The organism is Ruegeria sp. K3, assembly GCF_056531845.1.
Genome location: NZ_JBQFMM010000002.1, coordinates 99,816 through 119,069, shown reverse-complemented (window position 1 = coordinate 119,069; position 19,254 = coordinate 99,816). Strand labels below are relative to the sequence as shown.

The 19,254-nt window shown below is 58.1% G+C and carries 18 protein-coding genes; 11 read left to right on the top strand and 7 right to left on the bottom strand.

Going from position 1 to position 19,254, the window contains the following annotated elements; genetic code table 11:
* Positions 1-8 precede the first annotated feature (8 nt).
* Complete coding sequence (locus ACR0MP_RS04360) at positions 9-488, top strand: hypothetical protein (RefSeq protein WP_170406102.1); 480 nt, start codon at positions 9-11, stop codon at positions 486-488.
* Here the strand turns inward: ACR0MP_RS04360 and ACR0MP_RS04355 are convergent.
* The 7 genes from ACR0MP_RS04355 to dusB form a co-directional block, all read right to left on the bottom strand.
* Positions 453-1,646, bottom strand: a complete 1,194-nt coding sequence (locus ACR0MP_RS04355; RefSeq protein WP_480886981.1) for an MFS transporter — start codon at positions 1,644-1,646, stop codon at positions 453-455. The two genes, ACR0MP_RS04360 and ACR0MP_RS04355, sit on opposite strands and share 36 nt — an antisense overlap.
* Positions 1,647-1,689: 43 nt before the next feature.
* Positions 1,690-2,280, bottom strand: a complete 591-nt coding sequence (locus ACR0MP_RS04350) for a helix-turn-helix transcriptional regulator (protein ID WP_480736069.1) — start codon at positions 2,278-2,280, stop codon at positions 1,690-1,692.
* Entirely contained in the window at positions 2,277-3,686 is a 1,410-nt protein-coding gene (gene ntrX, locus ACR0MP_RS04345) for a nitrogen assimilation response regulator NtrX (RefSeq protein WP_170396856.1), read from the bottom strand. Before ntrX ends, ACR0MP_RS04350 begins: the two co-directional genes overlap by 4 nt.
* Positions 3,683-5,908: a sensor histidine kinase NtrY-like gene (locus tag ACR0MP_RS04340; protein WP_480453723.1), complete on the bottom strand. Its 2,226-nt coding sequence runs from the start codon at positions 5,906-5,908 to the stop codon at positions 3,683-3,685. Before ACR0MP_RS04340 ends, ntrX begins: the two co-directional genes overlap by 4 nt.
* 162 nt (positions 5,909-6,070) lie before the next feature.
* Positions 6,071-7,438 carry a sigma-54-dependent transcriptional regulator gene (locus tag ACR0MP_RS04335; protein ID WP_170396851.1) on the bottom strand — a complete coding sequence of 456 codons (1,368 nt, stop codon included), beginning with the start codon at positions 7,436-7,438 and terminating at the stop codon, positions 6,071-6,073.
* Positions 7,438-8,517 (bottom strand): ATP-binding protein, encoded by a 1,080-nt coding sequence (locus ACR0MP_RS04330; protein WP_170406109.1) that lies wholly within the window; start codon positions 8,515-8,517, stop codon positions 7,438-7,440. Before ACR0MP_RS04330 ends, ACR0MP_RS04335 begins: the two co-directional genes overlap by 1 nt.
* A complete protein-coding gene (gene dusB, locus ACR0MP_RS04325) occupies positions 8,514-9,497 on the bottom strand; it encodes a tRNA dihydrouridine synthase DusB (protein ID WP_480886979.1) in 984 nt (327 codons plus the stop codon). The genes ACR0MP_RS04330 and dusB overlap by 4 nt, the downstream gene beginning before the upstream one ends.
* Before the next feature lie 179 nt (positions 9,498-9,676).
* On the opposite strand from dusB, the gene ACR0MP_RS04320 reads away from it, so the two are divergent.
* From ACR0MP_RS04320 to ACR0MP_RS04275, 10 genes are all read left to right on the top strand, one after another.
* Entirely contained in the window at positions 9,677-10,807 is a 1,131-nt protein-coding gene (locus ACR0MP_RS04320; RefSeq protein WP_480590183.1) for a bifunctional 2-C-methyl-D-erythritol 4-phosphate cytidylyltransferase/2-C-methyl-D-erythritol 2,4-cyclodiphosphate synthase, read from the top strand.
* Positions 10,804-11,301 (top strand): phosphatidylglycerophosphatase A family protein, encoded by a 498-nt coding sequence (locus ACR0MP_RS04315; protein WP_480886978.1) that lies wholly within the window; start codon positions 10,804-10,806, stop codon positions 11,299-11,301. The genes ACR0MP_RS04320 and ACR0MP_RS04315 overlap by 4 nt, the downstream gene beginning before the upstream one ends.
* Positions 11,298-11,780 (top strand): CinA family protein, encoded by a 483-nt coding sequence (locus ACR0MP_RS04310; RefSeq protein ID WP_480886975.1) that lies wholly within the window; start codon positions 11,298-11,300, stop codon positions 11,778-11,780. The genes ACR0MP_RS04315 and ACR0MP_RS04310 overlap by 4 nt, the downstream gene beginning before the upstream one ends.
* 330 nt (positions 11,781-12,110) lie before the next feature.
* A complete protein-coding gene (locus ACR0MP_RS04305) occupies positions 12,111-12,788 on the top strand; it encodes an orotate phosphoribosyltransferase (protein WP_170406124.1) in 678 nt (225 codons plus the stop codon).
* 201 nt (positions 12,789-12,989) lie between these two features.
* The gene (locus ACR0MP_RS04300) at positions 12,990-14,480 is read left to right on the top strand and encodes a replicative DNA helicase (RefSeq protein ID WP_480886974.1); all 1,491 of its coding nucleotides are present in this window, start codon (positions 12,990-12,992) and stop codon (positions 14,478-14,480) included.
* A gap of 174 nt (positions 14,481-14,654) precedes the next feature.
* Positions 14,655-15,593, top strand: coding sequence for an isopenicillin N synthase family dioxygenase (locus tag ACR0MP_RS04295; protein WP_480886972.1), 939 nt, complete (start codon positions 14,655-14,657; stop codon positions 15,591-15,593).
* Between the two features lie 47 nt (positions 15,594-15,640).
* Complete coding sequence (gene alr, locus ACR0MP_RS04290) at positions 15,641-16,675, top strand: alanine racemase (RefSeq protein ID WP_170406133.1); 1,035 nt, start codon at positions 15,641-15,643, stop codon at positions 16,673-16,675.
* Positions 16,672-17,454, top strand: coding sequence for an MlaE family ABC transporter permease (locus ACR0MP_RS04285; protein WP_170396831.1), 783 nt, complete (start codon positions 16,672-16,674; stop codon positions 17,452-17,454). Before alr ends, ACR0MP_RS04285 begins: the two co-directional genes overlap by 4 nt.
* Entirely contained in the window at positions 17,451-18,197 is a 747-nt protein-coding gene (locus ACR0MP_RS04280; RefSeq protein WP_170734926.1) for an ATP-binding cassette domain-containing protein, read from the top strand. Before ACR0MP_RS04285 ends, ACR0MP_RS04280 begins: the two co-directional genes overlap by 4 nt.
* A 535-nt stretch (positions 18,198-18,732) precedes the next feature.
* Positions 18,733-19,185, top strand: a complete 453-nt coding sequence (locus ACR0MP_RS04275; RefSeq protein WP_170465294.1) for a paraquat-inducible protein A — start codon at positions 18,733-18,735, stop codon at positions 19,183-19,185.
* Positions 19,186-19,254: the final 69 nt, after the last annotated feature.

Here is a 19,254-nt window from a genome sequence, read left to right as displayed (position 1 = left end):
GTAAGCATATGAAAACCATTCTGCCTGCCCTGATTTGCCTGCTGACGCTGTCCGCTTGTGGTCCGCTTTCTTTGTATTATCGCGAAGGTGAGAGCGTCTCGCGAATGCAGACCGAGACCACGAACTGCCAAGTGCAGGCGCTCAAGGACGCCCCTGTCGCCAATCAGGTCCGGCAGAGCCCGCCAGTCTATTGGCCCGGGCGCACCTATTGCGATGGCCGAGGACGCTGCTATCGCAACCCCGGATGGTGGGAGCCTGGGCGGGTCTATACCGTCGACGTGAATCAGGGGCTGAGAAACAAGGTCGAGGCGCAGTGCATGGCCCAAAAGGGCTATCGCCCGGTCAGCCTTCCGCCTTGCAAACAGGGTGTCAAATCGCGGGTCACGCCCACGCGCACCACGACGCTCCCGCCGCTGAACAGCGCGTCCTGTTTCGTGAAATTCGACGACGGGTCATTTCAGATCATCACTCCGGGACAAGCCGGCTGATTTGCGACGCCGCGCCAGCAGCAGATGCGCTATGATCGCGATGCTATAGAACGCGGCGACGGCTACAAACATGCCAGCCTCATCGACGCCCAGCAATATCGCCAGCAATACCGGGGTTCCAAGCAGGTTTCCGGCATTGCCCATCTGCGCCATCGCACCATAACTCAGAGCTTGGGCTTCGGTGGTATCGTTTAACTCTGGCACTGCGGCGAAGCTGCCGCCCTGTACAAGCCCGAGCACGGCAAACAAGGCGATACATCCGAACGTAAGGGGCGCCCCCAGAAACAATGCGATGATCGTCGCGATCCCCAGCATAAAGCCCAGATTGACGACGCTGACGCAGGACAGGACGGTCAACAGCAAGGGCACCAGCAGCCATGACAGTACAATCCCTGCCAGGGGCATAAGTGCCGCAATCGATGCGCCCTGCCCTTCGGGTAAACGCCCCGGCAGGATCGCTAACAGCGAAACAAATGTCAGCGTGTAAAAGAACCAGCCAATTGCCGGGGCCGAAATAAAGGGTGAGCGGTAGGTCCTGATATGCACATCAAGGAAGGCGAAGAGTCCCCACCCGGTACTCTCCGTCTGGCCCATGTCGGTTTTCAGATTGCTAAGCGCGATCAGCGCGGCGATCAGCAGCATCAGACCCCCGTGCATGGCAAAGTATGTGGGCAGTCCCAAACGATCGACGATGGGCAGCCCAACCCAAGCGTTTAATGCGAATGCAACGCCAAAGAATGTACTCCACAGCACCATGGAATTATACCTCGCCCGACCGGATGTGATCTGAGCAATCAGCGTCGGTGCCGCCACCACAATCGCAAGATGGGACAGCCCCTCGATCACCCGGCTGAGCAGCATCAGTTGAAAAACCGGCAAGCTTGCTTGCAGCAAAGATAACGCGCCGCCGAGCACAAGCCCTAATAGCAATAGACGATTTGGCCCAATACGCGCTGTGATCGCTCCGGATATCGCGCCCAAGGCAGCCCCCATTAGACTGATAATGGACAGCAACCAGCCGATCACGGCAGCATTGTCCGGGTACAACAGCCCCACATCAGAAAATGGTACGGCAATCTTTGCAAATTGGGTTGCCGCACCGAGGCCAGCAAACCAGATCAGCATGACCTGCAAAAATGTGCGAAAAGAGTCACTCATGCAGCCGGTCTATCGCGCCTAACCTGTCAGCGGAACACATAAATTATGCGGTGACTTCGCGCCGCCCGCTGACCAGACGGACCGGAGTACCATCACCCAGATACAACCGCTCCCACACGATTTGCCCGGCGCTGATCCTGATTTGATCGTGCACAGCCTCGGAAGTCAGAAACGCTTTGGGTGAAGGCGAATGCAAATCCCACCAGCCATCTTTCTGCAGTTCTGCTTCGGCTTGCCTGATCTCATCCGTTGCAAATTGCCAAAGCGAAACGCCCAGCAAGGCGCGCTGTGAGGTCTTCCAATCCCGCGCCCGGCTGCCCGAATAAGCAAGGCAGGTATGGCTGGCCTCTTCGACAAGGTGCAAGCACTCTGCCGAATGAACGACCAGACGTTTCAGCGCAGAATCCTGCACCCGAACCGGCCCCAACGCCGCAAAAACGGACTGTTGAATATGCGGCGATGGCGTTTGACCCCCGTTTTCCCACCGGGAAATCGTGGTTTGGTCGACTTCAATCAGATCTGCGAGGGCGGATTGCTTAAGTCCAACCGACCGCCGCAACCGCTTCAACCGTTTACCAAAGGCGGGAAAACCGATGGAAACGGCTGCGGTCTTTTTATTCGGCGCAGCAATCACTCGGCTGGTTCGGGCTCGTCAATTTGAGCCACCCGCGCACCGGATTTGTTCGAGGTCACGACGCCCAGCGACTTGAGCTTGCGGTGCAAGGCGCTGCGCTCCATGCCGACAAAACTGGCCGTGCGGCTTATGTTGCCACCAAACCGATTGATCTGGGTCAGCAAATATTCACGCTCGAACGCTTCGCGCGCCTCACGCAGCGGCAGCGTCGCCAGTGCGCCAGACAGTACCACGCGCCCGGACTCGTCGGATTTCTCTTCTTCGTTGGGCAACTCGCGGGCCTCGATCGGGCCAGTGCTGTCGCCTAGGATCAGCACCCGCTCGATCAGGTTCTTCAGCTGACGCACATTGCCCGGCCATGTCATCGTTTGTAGCAAAGCAATAGCCTCATCCGACAGCTCGCGCATCGGCAGACCCTGTGTATCGTTGCACATCTCGATGAAGTGTTGCGCCAGAACCGGGATGTCCTCTCGCCGTTCCTCCAGCGAGGGAACCGCAATCGGCACCACATTCAGCCGGTGATACAGTTCTTCGCGGAACCGTTCGGCGGCGATCTCTTCTTCCAGATCGCGGTTGGTCGAGGAGATGACCCGCAGATCAACCCGCACCTTGTCAGAGCCACCAACACGCTGGAATTGCTGATCAACCAACACGCGAAGAATCTTGGACTGCGTCCCCAGCGGCATGTCAGCGACTTCGTCGAAGTAGACAACGCCGCCATGCGCCTCTTCCAGCAGGCCTGACTCGATTCCGCGCTCAGACGATTCTCGTCCGAAAAGAACCTCTTCAACCCTCTCAGGTTCAATCCCCGCACAATTGACCGTCACAAATGGGGCATTCGCCCGGTTGGAATGGGCATGGATATAGCGCGCGGCAATTTCCTTGCCCGACCCAGCCGGCCCGCTGAGCATAACCCGGCCATTCGACTTTGTTACCTTGTCCAACTGCCCCTGCATCGCTCGGAACGACGCAGAATTGCCAATCATGTCTGAACAGCTGACTTCCTGCCGTTTCAGCGAGGCATTCTCGCGACGCAGGCGCGAGGTTTCCATCGCGCGACGGATCACAACCATCAACTGGTCAATATTAAAGGGCTTTTCGATAAAGTCGTATGCCCCCTGTTTGATCGCGGCCACCGCAATTTCGATATTACCGTGGCCCGAAATGATCACCACCGGCACATCCGGGTTGTCCCGTTTTACAGCTTTCAGGATATCGATCCCGTCCATACGGCTGTCTTTCAGCCAGATATCCAGGATTAACAATCCCGGAGGTTCAGCATTGATCGACGACATGCACTCGTCCGAGTTTGCCGCCAACCGGGTGGAATAGCCTTCGTCCTCCAGAATGTCGGACACCAATTCGCGAATATCGCGTTCGTCATCTACGATCAGAATGTCGCTCATCTTTGGCCTGCTTTCAGTTTGTTTGTTTTAATCGCCTGTTTTTCCGGCGCATTTGTCGGGCCGCCTGAGGCCCCGGGTAGACGAATGACAGCCATTGCGCCGAAATGGTCCTGTCCGTCGAATGTGGGCGCGTCTTCCAATGTCAGCGCTCCGCCATGTTCTTCGATGATCTTCTTTACGATGGGCAGGCCAAGGCCTGTGCCTTCGTCACGCGTAGTCACATAAGGTTCGAACAGCCGTGCCCTGTCCTCGGGCAGACCGATGCCATTGTCCGCAATGGTGATCTGCGTTCCTGCATCGTCAGTGGAGACTACGACTTTGATCTGAGGTTTCAGATTGTCCGGTGCGCCTTTTTCTTTCAGCGTTTCAATAGCCTCGCCCGCGTTCTTGATCAGGTTCGTCAACGCTTGGCTCAACATGGTCGAATCCACATCCGCCAAAATGGGCTGTTCAGGTAAATCCGCATCGATCTGAACATCAGGCTGACCCGCCTGCTGCAACAGAACCGCCTCACGCACTAGCGTCACGATATTCTCTTCGCGCCGTTCCGGTTCGGGCATGCGTGCGAATTTCGAGAACTCATCAACAATCCGCCGCAGATCATTGGTCTGCCTCACGATCACGTCGGTCATCGATTCCAGGCTATCGCAATCGTCCTCGTCCAGCTTGCGCGAGAATTTGCGCTTGATCCGCTCGGCGCTCAGTTGGATCGGTGTCAGCGGATTCTTGATCTCATGCGCAATGCGACGGGCCACATCGCCCCAGGCCGCCATGCGCTGCGCGCTTACCAGATCGGTCACGTCATCAAAGGCCACAACGTAGCCTTCCAGCCTTCCATCCTCGCCACGCCGCGTCGCCATGCGTACCAGTAAGTTCTCCAACCGGCCTTTGCGGGTTACCTTGATCTCCCCCTGGACCGCCTCTTGACCGCTGTCCTTAAGGGCTTCGAACAAAGGCAAAAATTCGGGAACAGCGATACCGATAGCCAGGTTCTGCTCTCCACCAGACCAGCCCAGAAGACGTTCCGCGGATCGGTTCACGAAGGTCACACAGCCCTCTGAATCAACGCCAACGACACCGGATGTCACCGAGCTTAGAACTGAATCAAATAGCCGCCTTCGACGTTCGATATGGCGAGTGTTTTCCAACAGCGTGTCGCGCTGCCCCTTCAACTGACGAGTCATCTGGTTGAAGTAGCGGCCCAGCATCGCGATTTCGTCATCGCTGGCCTCTTCGATGACCTGAACACTCAGATCACCAGCACCAACGCGCTGCGCCGCCGTTGTCAGCCGTCCAACAGGGCGAGAAAGACGTTCGGCGAACCACATGCCCAGCGACATCGCGGCCAGAATCAGGATCACAGCAAAGCCGAGATAAAGAAGGCCGAATTCGAACAGGACCCTGCCCCGCTCACTTTCCAATTGGCTGTAGAACTGTGCTGTCTCTTTGGTTTCATCAAGCAGGGTCAGAAGCTGCCCATCAACCTCGCGACTGACATAAAGATACCGGTCAAGATAGGCATGCAAAGGAACAAGCGCGCGGAATTCGCTGTTCTCCCAATCGGCAATGATGGCCACGCCCTGATCATTGGCCTCGATCATCTCTTCGGGAGTTGGTGCCTCGTAGTCGAACAGGTAGGACCGATCACCGCGCGATCGGATTTCGGCGCTGCCATCGATCACATAGGCCTCGCGCAAACCGCGTTGTATCTGGGCCTGCCCCTGGGCCAGAACCTCTCGCAATTCGGCGTCTGAGACAAAATAATCCAACGATCGCGCGTTATCGAGGAAACGCGCCAGAACAACCGCATCCTGCGTCAGGCCCTCGCGGTGTTCCTGTTCGTAAGCTTCGGCCGCAGTCAGTGACGACCCAACCACCTGCCGCACACGGTCCGAGAACCAACCTTCAAGGCCGATATTCACCGTCAGCCCGGCGAAAATCGCCACCGTGACCGTCGGTACCAGAGCCAACAGCGTGAAAGCGCCGATCAGGCGCAGGTGAAGACGGGAGCCCGCAGATTTTGCGCGACGCGCGGCGATCAGACTGAACAATTGGCCCAACACCAGCGCAGCTACGACCAGCACGTAGACCAGATCAGCCAACAAAATCAGCCGCAGTGTCGGTGCCGCCGCGCCAAGATCAAAAGGGCCAATGACGAGATAGGTTGCAAGCGCCAGAACCGGGCCCAGCATAACCAATCCCAATGTACTGAAATTGCGCATCCTCCGGGACTTGCGCCACCGGTTGATCGATAGGATCGGCCCGTTCTGTGCCCGGGTTGCCACCGTCTGCCCTCATTCTGATGTGCCGCTTGCGCGGCTTACCGCCATATATCGTGGTCGTTCTCGGGGTCGAACCCGAATGCCACTGTTTGTGTGGCGATATTACATCAGTTTGCGACGGCGTGTCACCTGAATATCGAGGTCAGTAATCTTTTTCCGCAGCGTATTCCGGTTAATCCCCAGGAGATCAGCACATTTTGCCTGATTTCCACCAGTCGCATCCAGCGCGATTTCGATTAACGGTGCCTCGACCTCGCGTAGAATACGTTGATAGAGGCCGGGAGGCGGCAGGATGTTTCCGTGCAGATCAAAATACCGGCGCAGGTGACGACCAACCGAAGATGACAGCTTCTCACGCTCGCCATCACCCAGAACTGGTTCGGCCTCGGGCTGGCTACCCAGCACCATCTCTACTTCGGTGCGCGAGATTTCATCAGAACGGCTGGTTAGACCAAGACGCCGGATCGCATTTTCAAGCTGTCGGACATTGCCGGGCCAGGAATACCGGCGCACCAACTCGACCGCTTCGGGGCTGAGGCGACGCTGCGCGCCGCTTTCCCGCTCCTCCCGCGCCAGAAAGTGATCGGTCAGCAAGGTGATATCATCAACCCGCTCGCGCAACGCAGGCACGTGGATCGTCGCACCGCAGAGACGGTAATAGAGATCTTGTCGTACGCGACCACTTTCCATCGCGTCGGTCAGATCTGATTGACTTGTGGCCATGAAACGCGGCACGTGATCGCCCGGCGTGTCCATCATGCGCACGATACGGGCCTGAATCTCATCATCAATATCGGCAATTTCATCGATCAGCAGCGTACCACCACGTACGCGCGCCATAACCCGTGCCGGGCCTTCCAAATCGCTCAGATCGGCAGCAGTCACGGTGACAAAGGGCAGTGTCCTTCGGTCAGAGAAATCGTGAATAGCGCGTGCTATCAGAGATTTACCCGTCCCACTTTCACCAGAAATCATCACAGACAGATCCGTGTTCATCACCCGAGCGACCAGACGATAAAGCGCCTGCATCACCGGGGTGCGCCCGACAAGCGGCAGTTCATCAGGTCGGTCTTCGCTGGCCATCACCGGCTCAGCCTGTACCCGCTGCTTTTGATCCAGCGCCCTCGCGGTGCGCTTCATCAGATCGGGCAAATCGAAAGGCTTTGGCAGATAATCGTAAGCTTCCGCCTCAGCCGCCTGAATGGCTGTCATGATGGTGTTCTGGGCCGAGATCACGATGACCGGCAAACCGGGACGGTCCTGCGCGATCTTTGGCAGCATCTCCAACCCGTTTCCATCCGGCATTACCACATCCGAGATCACAACGTCGCCCTTGCCTTCGGCCACCCAGCGCATCAGCGTGGTCAGCGAAGATGTCGCGTGAACCTTGCACCCCGCCCGCGTCAGGGCCTGTGTCAGAACCGTGCGGATCGTGCGGTCGTCATCGGCAACCAGAACTGTGCCATCCATCAGATGCTCTCCTTTTCATACGCGTCGTTCGGTGCACGCCGCAGGGACAGTCGAAAACTAGTGCGTCCGGGCACAGATTCAGCCGAAATCCAGCCGTCGTGGTCGGAAACGATCTTGCTGACCAGCGCCAGCCCAAGCCCGGTGCCGTTCTCCTTGCCTGACACGAAGGGGTCGAAAATATCACTGCGAATATTTTCCGGCAGGCCCGGCCCATCATCAATAATCTCGATCTGCAGAGGCAGCGAATGACCCGAACCGTCACTGCGCCGCAGTCGGAATGAATGCTCAAAATAGGTACGCAGCCGGATTGTACCGTTGCCATCAGCAGCTTCCGAAGCGTTTTTGAGCAAGTTCAGAACCACCTGCAGGAACTGATCCGGGTCCCCATAGGCCAAGGGCAGCGAGGGGTCGTAATCCTCGATAATCGTCATATGCGCGCCAAAACCCAACAGCGCTGACCGGCGCGCACGATCCAGTACATCGTGGATATTGACCGGTTTGAAATCGGGTTGAGACAGGTTGCCGAACTGTTCTACTTGCTCCAACAACTTCACAATGCGGCGGCTTTCCTCAACGATAAGGTCAGTGAGCTCAAGATCTTGCTGCGAAATATTCATGCTGAGCAATTGCGCCGCACCGGTGATCCCTGCCAAAGGGTTCTTGATCTCATGCGCCAGCATCTCGGCCATGCCAATCGCAGACTGCGCTGCCGATTTCACAGTGTTGCCACGGGTCATCCGACCGGCCAGTTCGCGCGGCGAGATGATCATGATCATTGAACCGGGATGCCCCATCAGCGGCGCGATTTGCAGCGCACATTGCAGCGGCGCGCGATTGCCCGACCCAACGTCCACATCGTTCACGAACAGCGGTGTACCTTGTTGACGCGCGCGCAGAAACGCCGCTTCCAACGGCGCGTCAACCGCGAGTTGATCCCAGACCGGGTGTCCAATCACTGCCTTGCGGGAGGCGTTCAGAAACCCCTCACCCGAGGAGTTGACGTCCGATATCCGATCTTCGGCATCGATAATGAACGCCGGAACCGGAAGCGAGGTCCAGATGCTCTGGTCCGAGGTCATGCTGCTGCCTCCGCCGTGCCACTCAGCGCATCTGTTATAAGACGTAACACCTCATCGGTGTCGCGGGATGTCAGGACAGCCCGCCGCAAGGTGGCGGGTGTTCCGGCCTCATCCATGTACCAACCGAGATGTTTGCGTGCGACGCGCAGGCCCAGATCGGTACCGTAAAACTCCAGCATCGCCAGATAGTGGCCACGCACCATCTCGATCAGTTCAGTGCCCGTGGGAATGGTTGGAGAAGCAGCGCCATAGAGATCATGGCAAATCTGCGCCAGCAGCCAGGGCTTGCCCTGCGCCCCCCGACCTACCATGACGCCATCGGCCCCGGACTGATTCAGCGCGATTTGCGCGGCCTCGGTATCGACGATGTCACCGTTTGCGATGACTGGGATCGAGACGGCTTCTTTCACCGCCCGGATCGCCCGCCAATCTGCCCGGCCTTTATAGAATTGACAGCGCGTACGCCCATGGATGGTCACCATCCGGATGCCTGCGTCCTGCGCACGCCGCGCCACATCCGGCGCGTTCAGCAGATTGTCATCCCAGCCTAGCCGCGTTTTCAGCGTAACAGGCAAATCAACTGCACCCACAACGGCCTCGATCAGCGTCAGTGCATGGTCCGGAGTTTTCAACAAAGCCGAACCGGAATAGCCGTTGGTTACCTTCTTGGCTGGGCAACCCATATTGATATCGATCACGCGCGCGCCCCGGTCAGCGACTTGCCGGGCGGCCTCGGCCATCCAATGCGCCTCGCGTCCGGCCAGTTGCACAGCGGTGTTTTCCAGATCCGCCGACAGCTCGGCCCGTTCACGTACGCCTGGTTTGGCCTGCACCATCTCTTGGCTGGCAACCATTTCGCTGACAACCATGCCCGCGCCGAAGCGCATCACAAGGTCCCTAAAAGGCCGGTCGGTGATTCCGGCCATTGGCGCCAACAGCACCGGAGGGGTCAGATCCTTTTCAGCAAGACGCAGGGCCAATGTGCTTAATCCTTGAGCAGTTGCGCATTTGATATCGAAATTGCGGCATATGAACAATAAAACGGGAGCATTCAAGCCCGTAAAATCATCATATGCTTATTTTTTAAGCAAATTGACGCGGGTGATTGCCTCTGCATTCACCGACCCCTAAACAATGCCCCAATCAGGAGGCCTTTCAGATGACCACAGCCGCCATCATCGTCGCCGCCGGGCGCGGCCTGCGCGCCGGAGGCGGAGTGCCCAAACAGTGGCGTGCGTTGAGCGGGAGGCGCGTGGCCGATTGGGCGATTGACCGCTTCGAAGGGTTGGTTGATCACGTCGTTTTGGTGCTGGCCGAAGAGGACACAGCCGTTTGGGAAGAATTCAGCGCGACAAACCTGATCCTTGCACCCGGCGGTGCAGACCGCGCCGGATCAGTGCGCAACGGGTTGCAGGCTTTGGAAGCGTACAGCGTTGAAAAGGTTTTGATTCACGATGTTGCCCGCCCCTGCGTCAGCGCTCGGATAATCGGCGATGTTCTGAAAGCACTCGACACGCATGCGGCAGCTGCTCCAGGCTTGGCCGTCACGGATGCGCTCTGGACAGGCGACGGTTCAGTGGTCACAGGAACGCAGGATCGATCCGGCCTTTACGCTGCGCAGACACCGCAGGGATTTCATTATGGCACAATCACCGCCGCCCATTCAGCCCATCCCGGAGGTGCAGCGGATGATGTAGAAGTCGCGCGCGCTGCGGGAATCGAAGTCGCGATTATTCCGGGCGATGCGGATAACCTGAAAATCACACGGCCCGAGGATTTCGCACGGGCCGAACGTACAATGGGTATGAATATGGATGTAAGGCTGGGCAACGGCTACGACGTGCACCGCTTTGGTGACGGAGATCACGTGATCCTCTGCGGTGTGAAGGTGCCGCACAATCGTGGGCTCCAAGGTCACTCCGATGCAGATGTGGGGATGCACGCGGTCACCGACGCGATCTATGGCGCCCTGGCGCGGGGTGATATCGGACAGCATTTTCCGCCCTCCGATCCGCAGTGGAAAGGTGCAGCGAGTGAAATTTTCCTGCGCCACGCAGTCGAATTGGCTGGGCAGTTGGGCTATGAGATCTCGAATGTCGACTGCACACTGGTCTGCGAATTTCCCAAGATCGGCCCTCATGCCGATACCATGCGTGCCGAAATGGCACGGATCATGGGCTTGCGCACCGATCAGGTCTCGGTCAAGGCCACCACATCCGAACGGCTGGGCTTTACCGGTCGCAGCGAAGGCATTGCCTCGCTCGCAACTGCCTGTCTGGTGAAGTCATGACAGCGGCTCGTCTAATCGGAACCGTCTGCGGCGTCGGTTACCTCCGCCCTGCCCCCGGCACCTGGGGATCGCTGGCTGCTTTGCCGCTGGCATGGGTTCTGCATACGCTGGGTGGCTTCCCCTTGCTGGTCATCTCAACACTCGCGGTTTTCTTCGGGGGCCTGTGGGCTACGCAAGTGATGACAGCTGGACAAGATGACCACGACCCGTCCGAAATTGTCATTGATGAAGTCGCGGGCCAGTTCATCGCGATATGGGCGATTTCCTACCCGTCTTGGGCGCATGGGATCGACATCACAGCGCTCTGGCCCGGCTGGATCGCGGGTTTTCTCTTGTTCCGCCTCTTCGACATTACCAAACCCGGTCCCATTGGCTGGGCCGACCGGCGTGGAGATCCGATGGGTGTCATGCTGGATGATGTGATCGCTGGCGTCTTTGCGGCCATCGGTGTGGTCGTCCTCGCCGGTATCTCACATGGAGTGATGGGTCTATGACCGTTGTCGAGCTGCTGGATCGCGCCAAGGCGCAGGGCATGATGATCGCCACTGCTGAAAGCTGTACCGGTGGTATGGTCGCCGCTGCACTGACTGACATCCCCGGCAGCTCTGCCGTGGTTGAGCGCGGCTTTGTCACCTACACCAACACCGCAAAGCAAGAGATGCTGGGCGTGCGCGCCGATACGCTTGAGACGTATGGCGCAGTTTCAGAAGAAGTCGCCCAAGAAATGGTCAATGGCGCCCTGCTGAATTCGCGGGCGCAGCTGGCGGTCTCGATCACCGGCATCGCGGGCCCCGGCGGGTCCGAACACAAACCCGAAGGCCGCGTTTGCTTTGGCCTCGCTGCACAGGGTCAACCGACCCGAACCGAGACCGTGGAATTCGGAGCCCAGGGACGGGATAACGTACGTCGCGCTGCACGGGACCACGCTTTGACCCTTTTGAGCGACGCTCTTGCTGATCTGGCTCAGACCTAAGAAAACGTGCAACCTACAGCGCATCAATTCGAATACTGGGCGCTGAATACAGTTACTGCGCGGCAGCCTACACATTTGTGACGGCAATGGTGGTTGCGCTTCTTACCTCGCCTCGCATACACGTCGAAACCGAGATTGAAGGCACGGTCTTGCCGATTGCGGAAAGCGAGCCCGAGAAATGAGCAGTCAAGCCCACCTTGGCTGCTCTGCCCGCAAGGGCATCAAGCGGACCTCTTGGGGGTCCGCTTTTCTTTTGGCGTGCCCTCTCGACTCTGGGCCGGGGGTCAGGCTATCAGCCTGCGACACCCTTTCAGCCCAGAGGTTTGCGCCATGATCCCCAGTTCCTTCCCCGACAGCACCGAAATCGCCCGCCTGACCGCGCGGATGCTGCTGGAGATCAAAGCCGTACACTTTAATTCCCGCGAACCTTTCACGCTGGCCAGCGGTCTACCAAGCCCGACCTATATCGATTGCCGCAAGCTGATCTCGTACCCGCGCATCCGCTCGACCCTGATGGACTTCCTGACGGTTACCGTGATGCGCGACGCGGGGTTCGAAGCGTTTGACAATATCGCCGGTGGCGAAACAGCGGGTATTCCCTTCGCTGCAATGGTCGCCGAGCGCATGGCACTGCCAATGACCTACGTGCGGAAGAAACCCAAAGGCTACGGCCGGAACGCCCGCATCGAAGGCGCGATGAGCGAGGGTGAGCGGGTACTGCTGGTTGAAGACCTGACCACCGATGGAGGCTCAAAACTGTCCTTTGTCGACGCGATCCGCGAAACCGGTGCGACCTGTGGGCATACGGCTGTGATCTTCTATTATGGTATTTTCCCCGAAACCGAGAAAACGCTGGGCGATCACGGCGTAAAATTGCACTCGCTTTGTACCTGGTGGGATGTTTTGGCGGAAGCCAAAGCGCAAAAGGCCTTTGACGAAGAGACGCTTGATGGCGTCGAGGCCTTCCTGAACGACCCGCGCGGTTGGCAGGACGCACATAAAAGCTGACGTTGCGCAAACTGTTTTCAGAATGGAAACACTGACCGCTGCGTCGATCGCTTCATCCACAAGATGTTGACGCAACCCTGCCTCATCCTTCAATATGATGGGGCAGAGAGATATGCACAGCATATCCCCAGAAAACATACAATTTGCGCCGACTCACAGGGCCGCGCTATGGCCTCTGTCCAGGGGACAAAGAGAACAGCAATGAACGAGATCAGCAGTATCGAGCAGGCCGCCGCACAGATTCAGAACCCAGAAACAATGCCGCACTCCATCGAGGCCGAGCAGCAGCTTCTGGGTGCTATTCTGACGAATAACGATCTGTATGATCGGGTCGCATCGATTATTGGGGCCGAGCATTTCTATGATCCGGTTCATGCGCGCATCTACGAAGTCGCGTCGACCCGTATCGCTAAAAATGCGCTGGCTTCACCCGTCACGCTGAAGTCTTTCATGGCCGAGGATGAGGGCCTGAAGGAACTGGGTGGTCCGGCCTATCTGGTCAAGCTTGCCGGTGCCTCAATCAGTGCCTTTGCGGTGCATGACTACGCCCAAATGATCTACGACCTCGCCATTCGGCGCGAGCTGATCCGGCTGGGCCGGGACATTTCAGACAAGGCTGCGAGGGTCGATGTCAGCAGCGAGCCCAAAGAACAAATCGTCGAGGCCGAGCAACAGCTTTATCAGTTATCCGAGCAGGGCCAGACCGAACAGGGTTTTCAATCCTTCCTCAAGGCGGTCACAGAAGCCGTCAACGTCACCAACGAGGCGTACCAACGCGGTGGCGGCATGGCGGGGATTTCCACCGGTCTGGCCGATCTCGACAAGCAATTGGGTGGCCTGCACCCGTCCGACCTGATCATTTTGGCCGGGCGTCCGTCGATGGGTAAGACATCGCTGGCAACAAACGTCGCATTTAACGTGGCCAAGGCCTACAAGCGCGGCACCAAGCCGGACGGCTCTGAAGGTGCGATCGACGGCGGTGTGGTTGGGTTCTTTTCACTCGAAATGAGCGCCGAACAGCTTGCGGGTCGGGTTCTGGCCGAGGCTTCCGAGATCTCCAGTCACAAAATCCGCCAGGGCGACATGACCGAGTCCGAGTTCCGCCGCTTCGTTGACGCCGCGAAAGAACTGGAAGCCTGCCCGCTATTCATCGATGACACCCCCGCCCTGCCGATCTCGCAACTCGCTGCCCGTGCACGGCGGCTGAAGCGGACGCACGGGCTGGATTTGCTGGTGATCGACTACCTTCAGCTCTGCCGCGGAATGGCCGACAACCGCGTCAACGAAATCGCCGAGATTTCGATGGGCATGAAAGCCATCGCCAAGGAACTCAACATCCCGGTCATCGCACTGTCTCAGCTGTCCCGTCAGGTGGAAAGCCGCGACGACAAGCGCCCGCAGCTGTCTGACCTGCGGGAATCGGGCTCGATCGAACAGGACGCTGATGTAGTGATGTTCGTTTTTCGCGAGGAATACTATAAGGAACGCGAAAAACCCGGCGATCACGAGTTGGAAAAGATGGAAGAGTGGAAACAGGCCATGGAGCGCCTGCATGGCAAGGCCGAGGTCATCGTCGGCAAGCAGCGCCACGGCCCCATCGGCACGGTCGAGCTGTCATTCGAAGCTCAGTTCACCCGATTTGGCAATCTGGTCAAACCCTGGCAACAGGATGGTCAGATCGAGGGCTACTGATCCCTTGACCTGCCCGGCCCGATATGTACGGATCGGGCTATGCAAGCTTCTCTCAATCCCCTACCCCGGCGCGTGGTTCTGGCGCGTCATTTCGGGCATCGCCGCAAACGCTTTGCGGGATAGATCGGGGGCACCTTCTGCCCCTGCATTCTTCCCTACATAAGCGAGAGAGACATGACTGAATTCACAGAGATCCCCGTTATTCGTCTGGGTGCACGCCCTGATGAGGAAATCGCGGCCGAGTTTCGGTCGGCCTACGGCACGACCGGTTTCGGCTATATCGAAGATCACGGGATCGACCCGCAACTGTTGCGCGATGTGTTCGAAGCCTCAAAACGGTTTCACGCACTGCCGCTGGATCAAAAGCTGGCCATCGCAGTTGACCACACGCATCGAGGTTATATCGCCATCAACACATCGACAGATGTAAACTCGACACTGGCTGATGTAAAAAAACCCAACCAGTCCGCCAGCTTCATGATGATGCGTGAGGACGCTGGCGTTGATCCCGATATCTACCTCTCGGGTCCGAACCGATGGCCCGATCTGCCGGATTTTCGCGACACCCTGGATATCTACGTTCAGGCTATGTCCGCCCTCGGACGCAGATTGATGAATATCGCGCTGATCGCCTGCGACGCACGGGATTTCTCGATCCTTTCCGCGTTTGATGAACCTACCTTCTGGCTGCGTCTGCTTCACTATCCTCCGCAAGCAAAGACCAGCCCCGATGATCTGTTCGGCTCGGCCCCGCACACTGATTTCGGATGCCTAACGCTGCTCGCTCAAGATCAGGTGGGCGGCTTGCAGGTCAAAACACCGTCAGGGCATTGGGTTGACGTTCCGTCCCGTCCCGACGCCTTTGTCGTCAATGTCGGGGATATGCTGCACCGGATGTCAAACGGTCGCCTGCTATCGACGCCGCATCGGGTCATCAACCGTTCTGGCCGTGAACGATATAGCGTTCCGTTCTTCTTTGATCCTCATGTCAGCACAATCATCGAACCCCTACCCGGGACCGGCCAACCTCAGTTTAGCCCCTTATTATTTGCGGATTTCCTGCGTTCCGAGCTGGAAGCGGCCTATGAGGCGCATAAACCCGCCAAGAATTAAGGTGCTCCCCCTTGACCTGGGCCAATCCTATGTGATGAACGGCGTTTATGAGTACCGCACATCTGACGATAAATCTGCACGCGCTCGCCCAGAACTGGCAGGCGCTTGACGCAAAGACCCAGGTTGAGACCGGCGCAGTGGTTAAAGCTGACGCTTACGGGTTAGGTGCCGGTCCAGTAGCCTCTGCGCTGGCTGAGGAAGGCGTTGCAAAATTCTTCGTCGCCGTTGCCGAGGAAGGCGTGGCCGTGCGTGAGGCTGTGGGCCCCGGCCCGCTGGTTGCGGTGTTTTCCGGACATATGGAGGGTGACACGGATCTGCTGCGCCAGCATGATCTGACGCCGTTGATCAACTCGCCCGAACAATTCAAGCGTCATCGTCAGGCCCTGCCCGATCATGGCTTTGGTATCCAGCTCGACAGCGGTATGAATCGCCTTGGGCTTGAGCCTGCGGACTGGGCCGAACTGCGGCACGAAGCCCTTGCCCTGAACCCGTTGGTGATAATGTCGCATTTGGCCTGCGGGGATGAGCCTGAACACCCAATGAACCGCCAACAGTTGAACACGTTCAAACAGATGACCGATGGCGTCGACGCGCCGCGCTCGCTTGCGGCGACGGGTGGTACTCTGATGGGGCCGGAATTCCACTTTGACTTTTGCCGCCCAGGGATTGGCCTGTACGGCGGGATGCCCTTTGCCGGGGCCAAGCCGGTCGTCACCGTCGATATGCCGGTGATTCAAGTGCGCGACGTCGCCGTGGGCGAGACCGTCGGCTACGGCAACAGCTGGAGCGCGCGCCGCCCGTCGAAGATTGCGACTGTTGCGGCCGGTTATGCCGATGGGCTGCATCGCGCCATTGGGGGCGGCATCGATACATTCGCTGGTGATCAGCCCTGCCCAGTGGTAGGACGTATCTCGATGGACCTGATCACCGTGGATGTGACTGACTTGCCGTATAAACCTGATCGCCTGCGTATCCTGAACGGGCACCAAACCGTCGATGATCTGGCCGAAGCCGCTGGCACCATCGGCTATGAAATTCTGACCTCGCTCGGCAGTCGCTTTTCGCGGGGCTACGTGGAATGAATCCCGTTTCATTGCTGGGTGAGCTGGGGCGTTCTATCCTGACCATGCTCGCCGCGTTTGGCCGCGTCGCGCTGTTCGCGCTCGACGCGGTTTCGCACATTTTTCGACCACCGTTTTATCCGCGCGAGTTCGGAATCGCCCTGCTGAACATCGGCTGGTTGTCCCTGCCCGTGGTCGGCCTGACCGCCATCTTCACCGGCGGCGCGTTGGCGTTGCAGATCTACGCAGGCGGCGCGCGTTTCAACGCCGAAGCCGTTGTGCCCCAGATCGTCGCCATAGGCATGGTGCGAGAGCTTGGCCCGGTGCTGGTCGGCCTGATGATCGCCGCCCGCGTGACGTCTTCGATCGCCGCCGAGATTGCGACGATGAAAGTGACCGAGCAGATCGACGCTCTGGTCACATTGTCCACCCATCCGATGAAATACCTCACCGCCCCACGCGTGCTGGCCGCCCTGATCACAGTTCCAGCGCTGGTCGGGGTCGGAGATATCATCGGGATCGCAGGCGGTTACACGGTCGCGACGCAAAATCTGGGCTTCAACCCGGCAGCCTATCTGAAAAACACCGTCGATTTCCTTGAAGCGCGGGATATCGTTTCGTCACTCGTCAAAGGTGCTGCATTCGGCGTGATCGCCGCCATTATGGGTTGCTATTACGGCATGTCCTCAGGCCGCGGCGCGCAGGGCGTGGGCCGCGCCACCAAGGGCTCGGTCGAGGCTGCTGCTGTACTGATCCTCGCCGCCAATTTCGTTCTTACAGGGGTGTTCTTCTCGCTATGATCCGAATGGAGAACGTACATAAGGCCTTTGACGACAACCACGTCTTGCAAGGCATGAACCTTGATATCCCACAGGGCACCTCGATGGTCATCATCGGTGGTTCGGGTACGGGCAAATCCGTGGCGCTGAAATGCATCCTCGGCCTGATCAAGCCCGACAGCGGCATGATCTATGTCGACGGCAAAGACGCCGCCAAAGGCGACCGCGATGCGTTTCTGGCCCGCTTTGGAATGCTGTTTCAGGGCGCGGCGCTGTTCGACTCGCTGCCCGTCTGGCAAAACGTCGCCTTCCGCCTGCTGCGCGGCTCGCTGAAACGCCCAGTCGATGAGGCGCGCGAGATCGCCATCGAGAAACTGCGCCGTGTGGGCCTGAAATCCAACGTGGCTGACCGATTCCCGGCGGAGTTGTCAGGCGGCATGCAAAAACGCGTCGGCCTCGCCCGCGCCATCGCCGCCGAACCCGAGATCATTTTCTTCGACGAGCCCACCACCGGCCTCGACCCCATCATGTCCGGCGTCATCAACGACCTGATCCGAGAAATCGTGACCGAGATGGGCGCCACCGCGATGACCATCACCCACGACATGAGCTCGGTCCGCGCGATTGCCGACAACGTAGCCATGCTGCACGGAGGCGTGATCCAGTGGACTGGCCCGGTCAGCCAGATGGACGCCTCAGGTGATCCCTATGTGGAGCAGTTCATCAGCGGGAGTGCCGAGGGGCCGATTGAGGCGGTGCGTTAAGCTCTCTCCGCCTCACGTTCCTGCTTTAACTGATCATACGCGCGCTTAGCGTAGTCATAGCGCAATAGATATTGCCCTGCGCTTATCACAAAGTCGGGGGTTTGAATGCGTATTGCATCAAACACTTGGCGAAGATGTGTTCCGGAAACCGGGATGTAGCCGGGATCTTCACCAGAAAACCTGTTGAATAGACGGCCACCAAACCATACCGCTCTTCTTCGTGCGCGATCCGTTTCGTAAAGTCGGAAATGCAAAACACCAAAGAGCTGCTCTCGGTCAAACGGCAACCTGTCTGCTGCCGCACTCGCAGCTGAAAAGACAGCATTTAAGCCGTCAGTTCCCGCAGCAACGGTTCCTTTACTAAATGCGGATGGGCCATTTACGATCTTTATTATTGGGTCAGGCACTGCAATCTAAAGCTGATTAATTTAGGACTTACTTAAACTTACACTCAACTCAAGCGACCGCAACTCAGAACTTGCCGCAGATACCTCCACTCATTAAGTATTCAACTGCCTTATCAAAATTCTTGTTCATGATCCTCCGCCTCGCCACCCTATCCCTCCTGATCCTCTACCCCATCGCGTGGTTCGCCCCGCTGATGCGCGCCGGTCTCCTCCCGATCTTCGGCCTCAGTGAAATCAGCGTCATCACCGGGCTCCAGTCCTTGTGGAAGTCCGACATCTTCCTCGCGTTGATCGTTACCGTCTTCGCCCTCTTCGCGCCCTACGTCAAAACCATCGGCACCGCGCTGATCCAATGGAACCTGCTGGACCCGCGCGTCCAGCCCGCGCTCAACATCCTCGGCAAGCTGGCGATGGCCGATATCTTCCTCATCGCGCTCTACATCACGCTGGCCAAAGGCATCTCATACGCCACCATCGAAACCGCATGGGGTCTCTACCTGTTCACCGGCTGCATTCTGGCCTCACTTGCACTGGGCCATATTACAGAGATGACATTTGGATCACGAAAACCTCAGACCTAATTGATTGAAAACAGATTTCTGAGTATCATCTTTATATTTCGAGCAGTAAATTTTGTAGTTTTCGGGTCC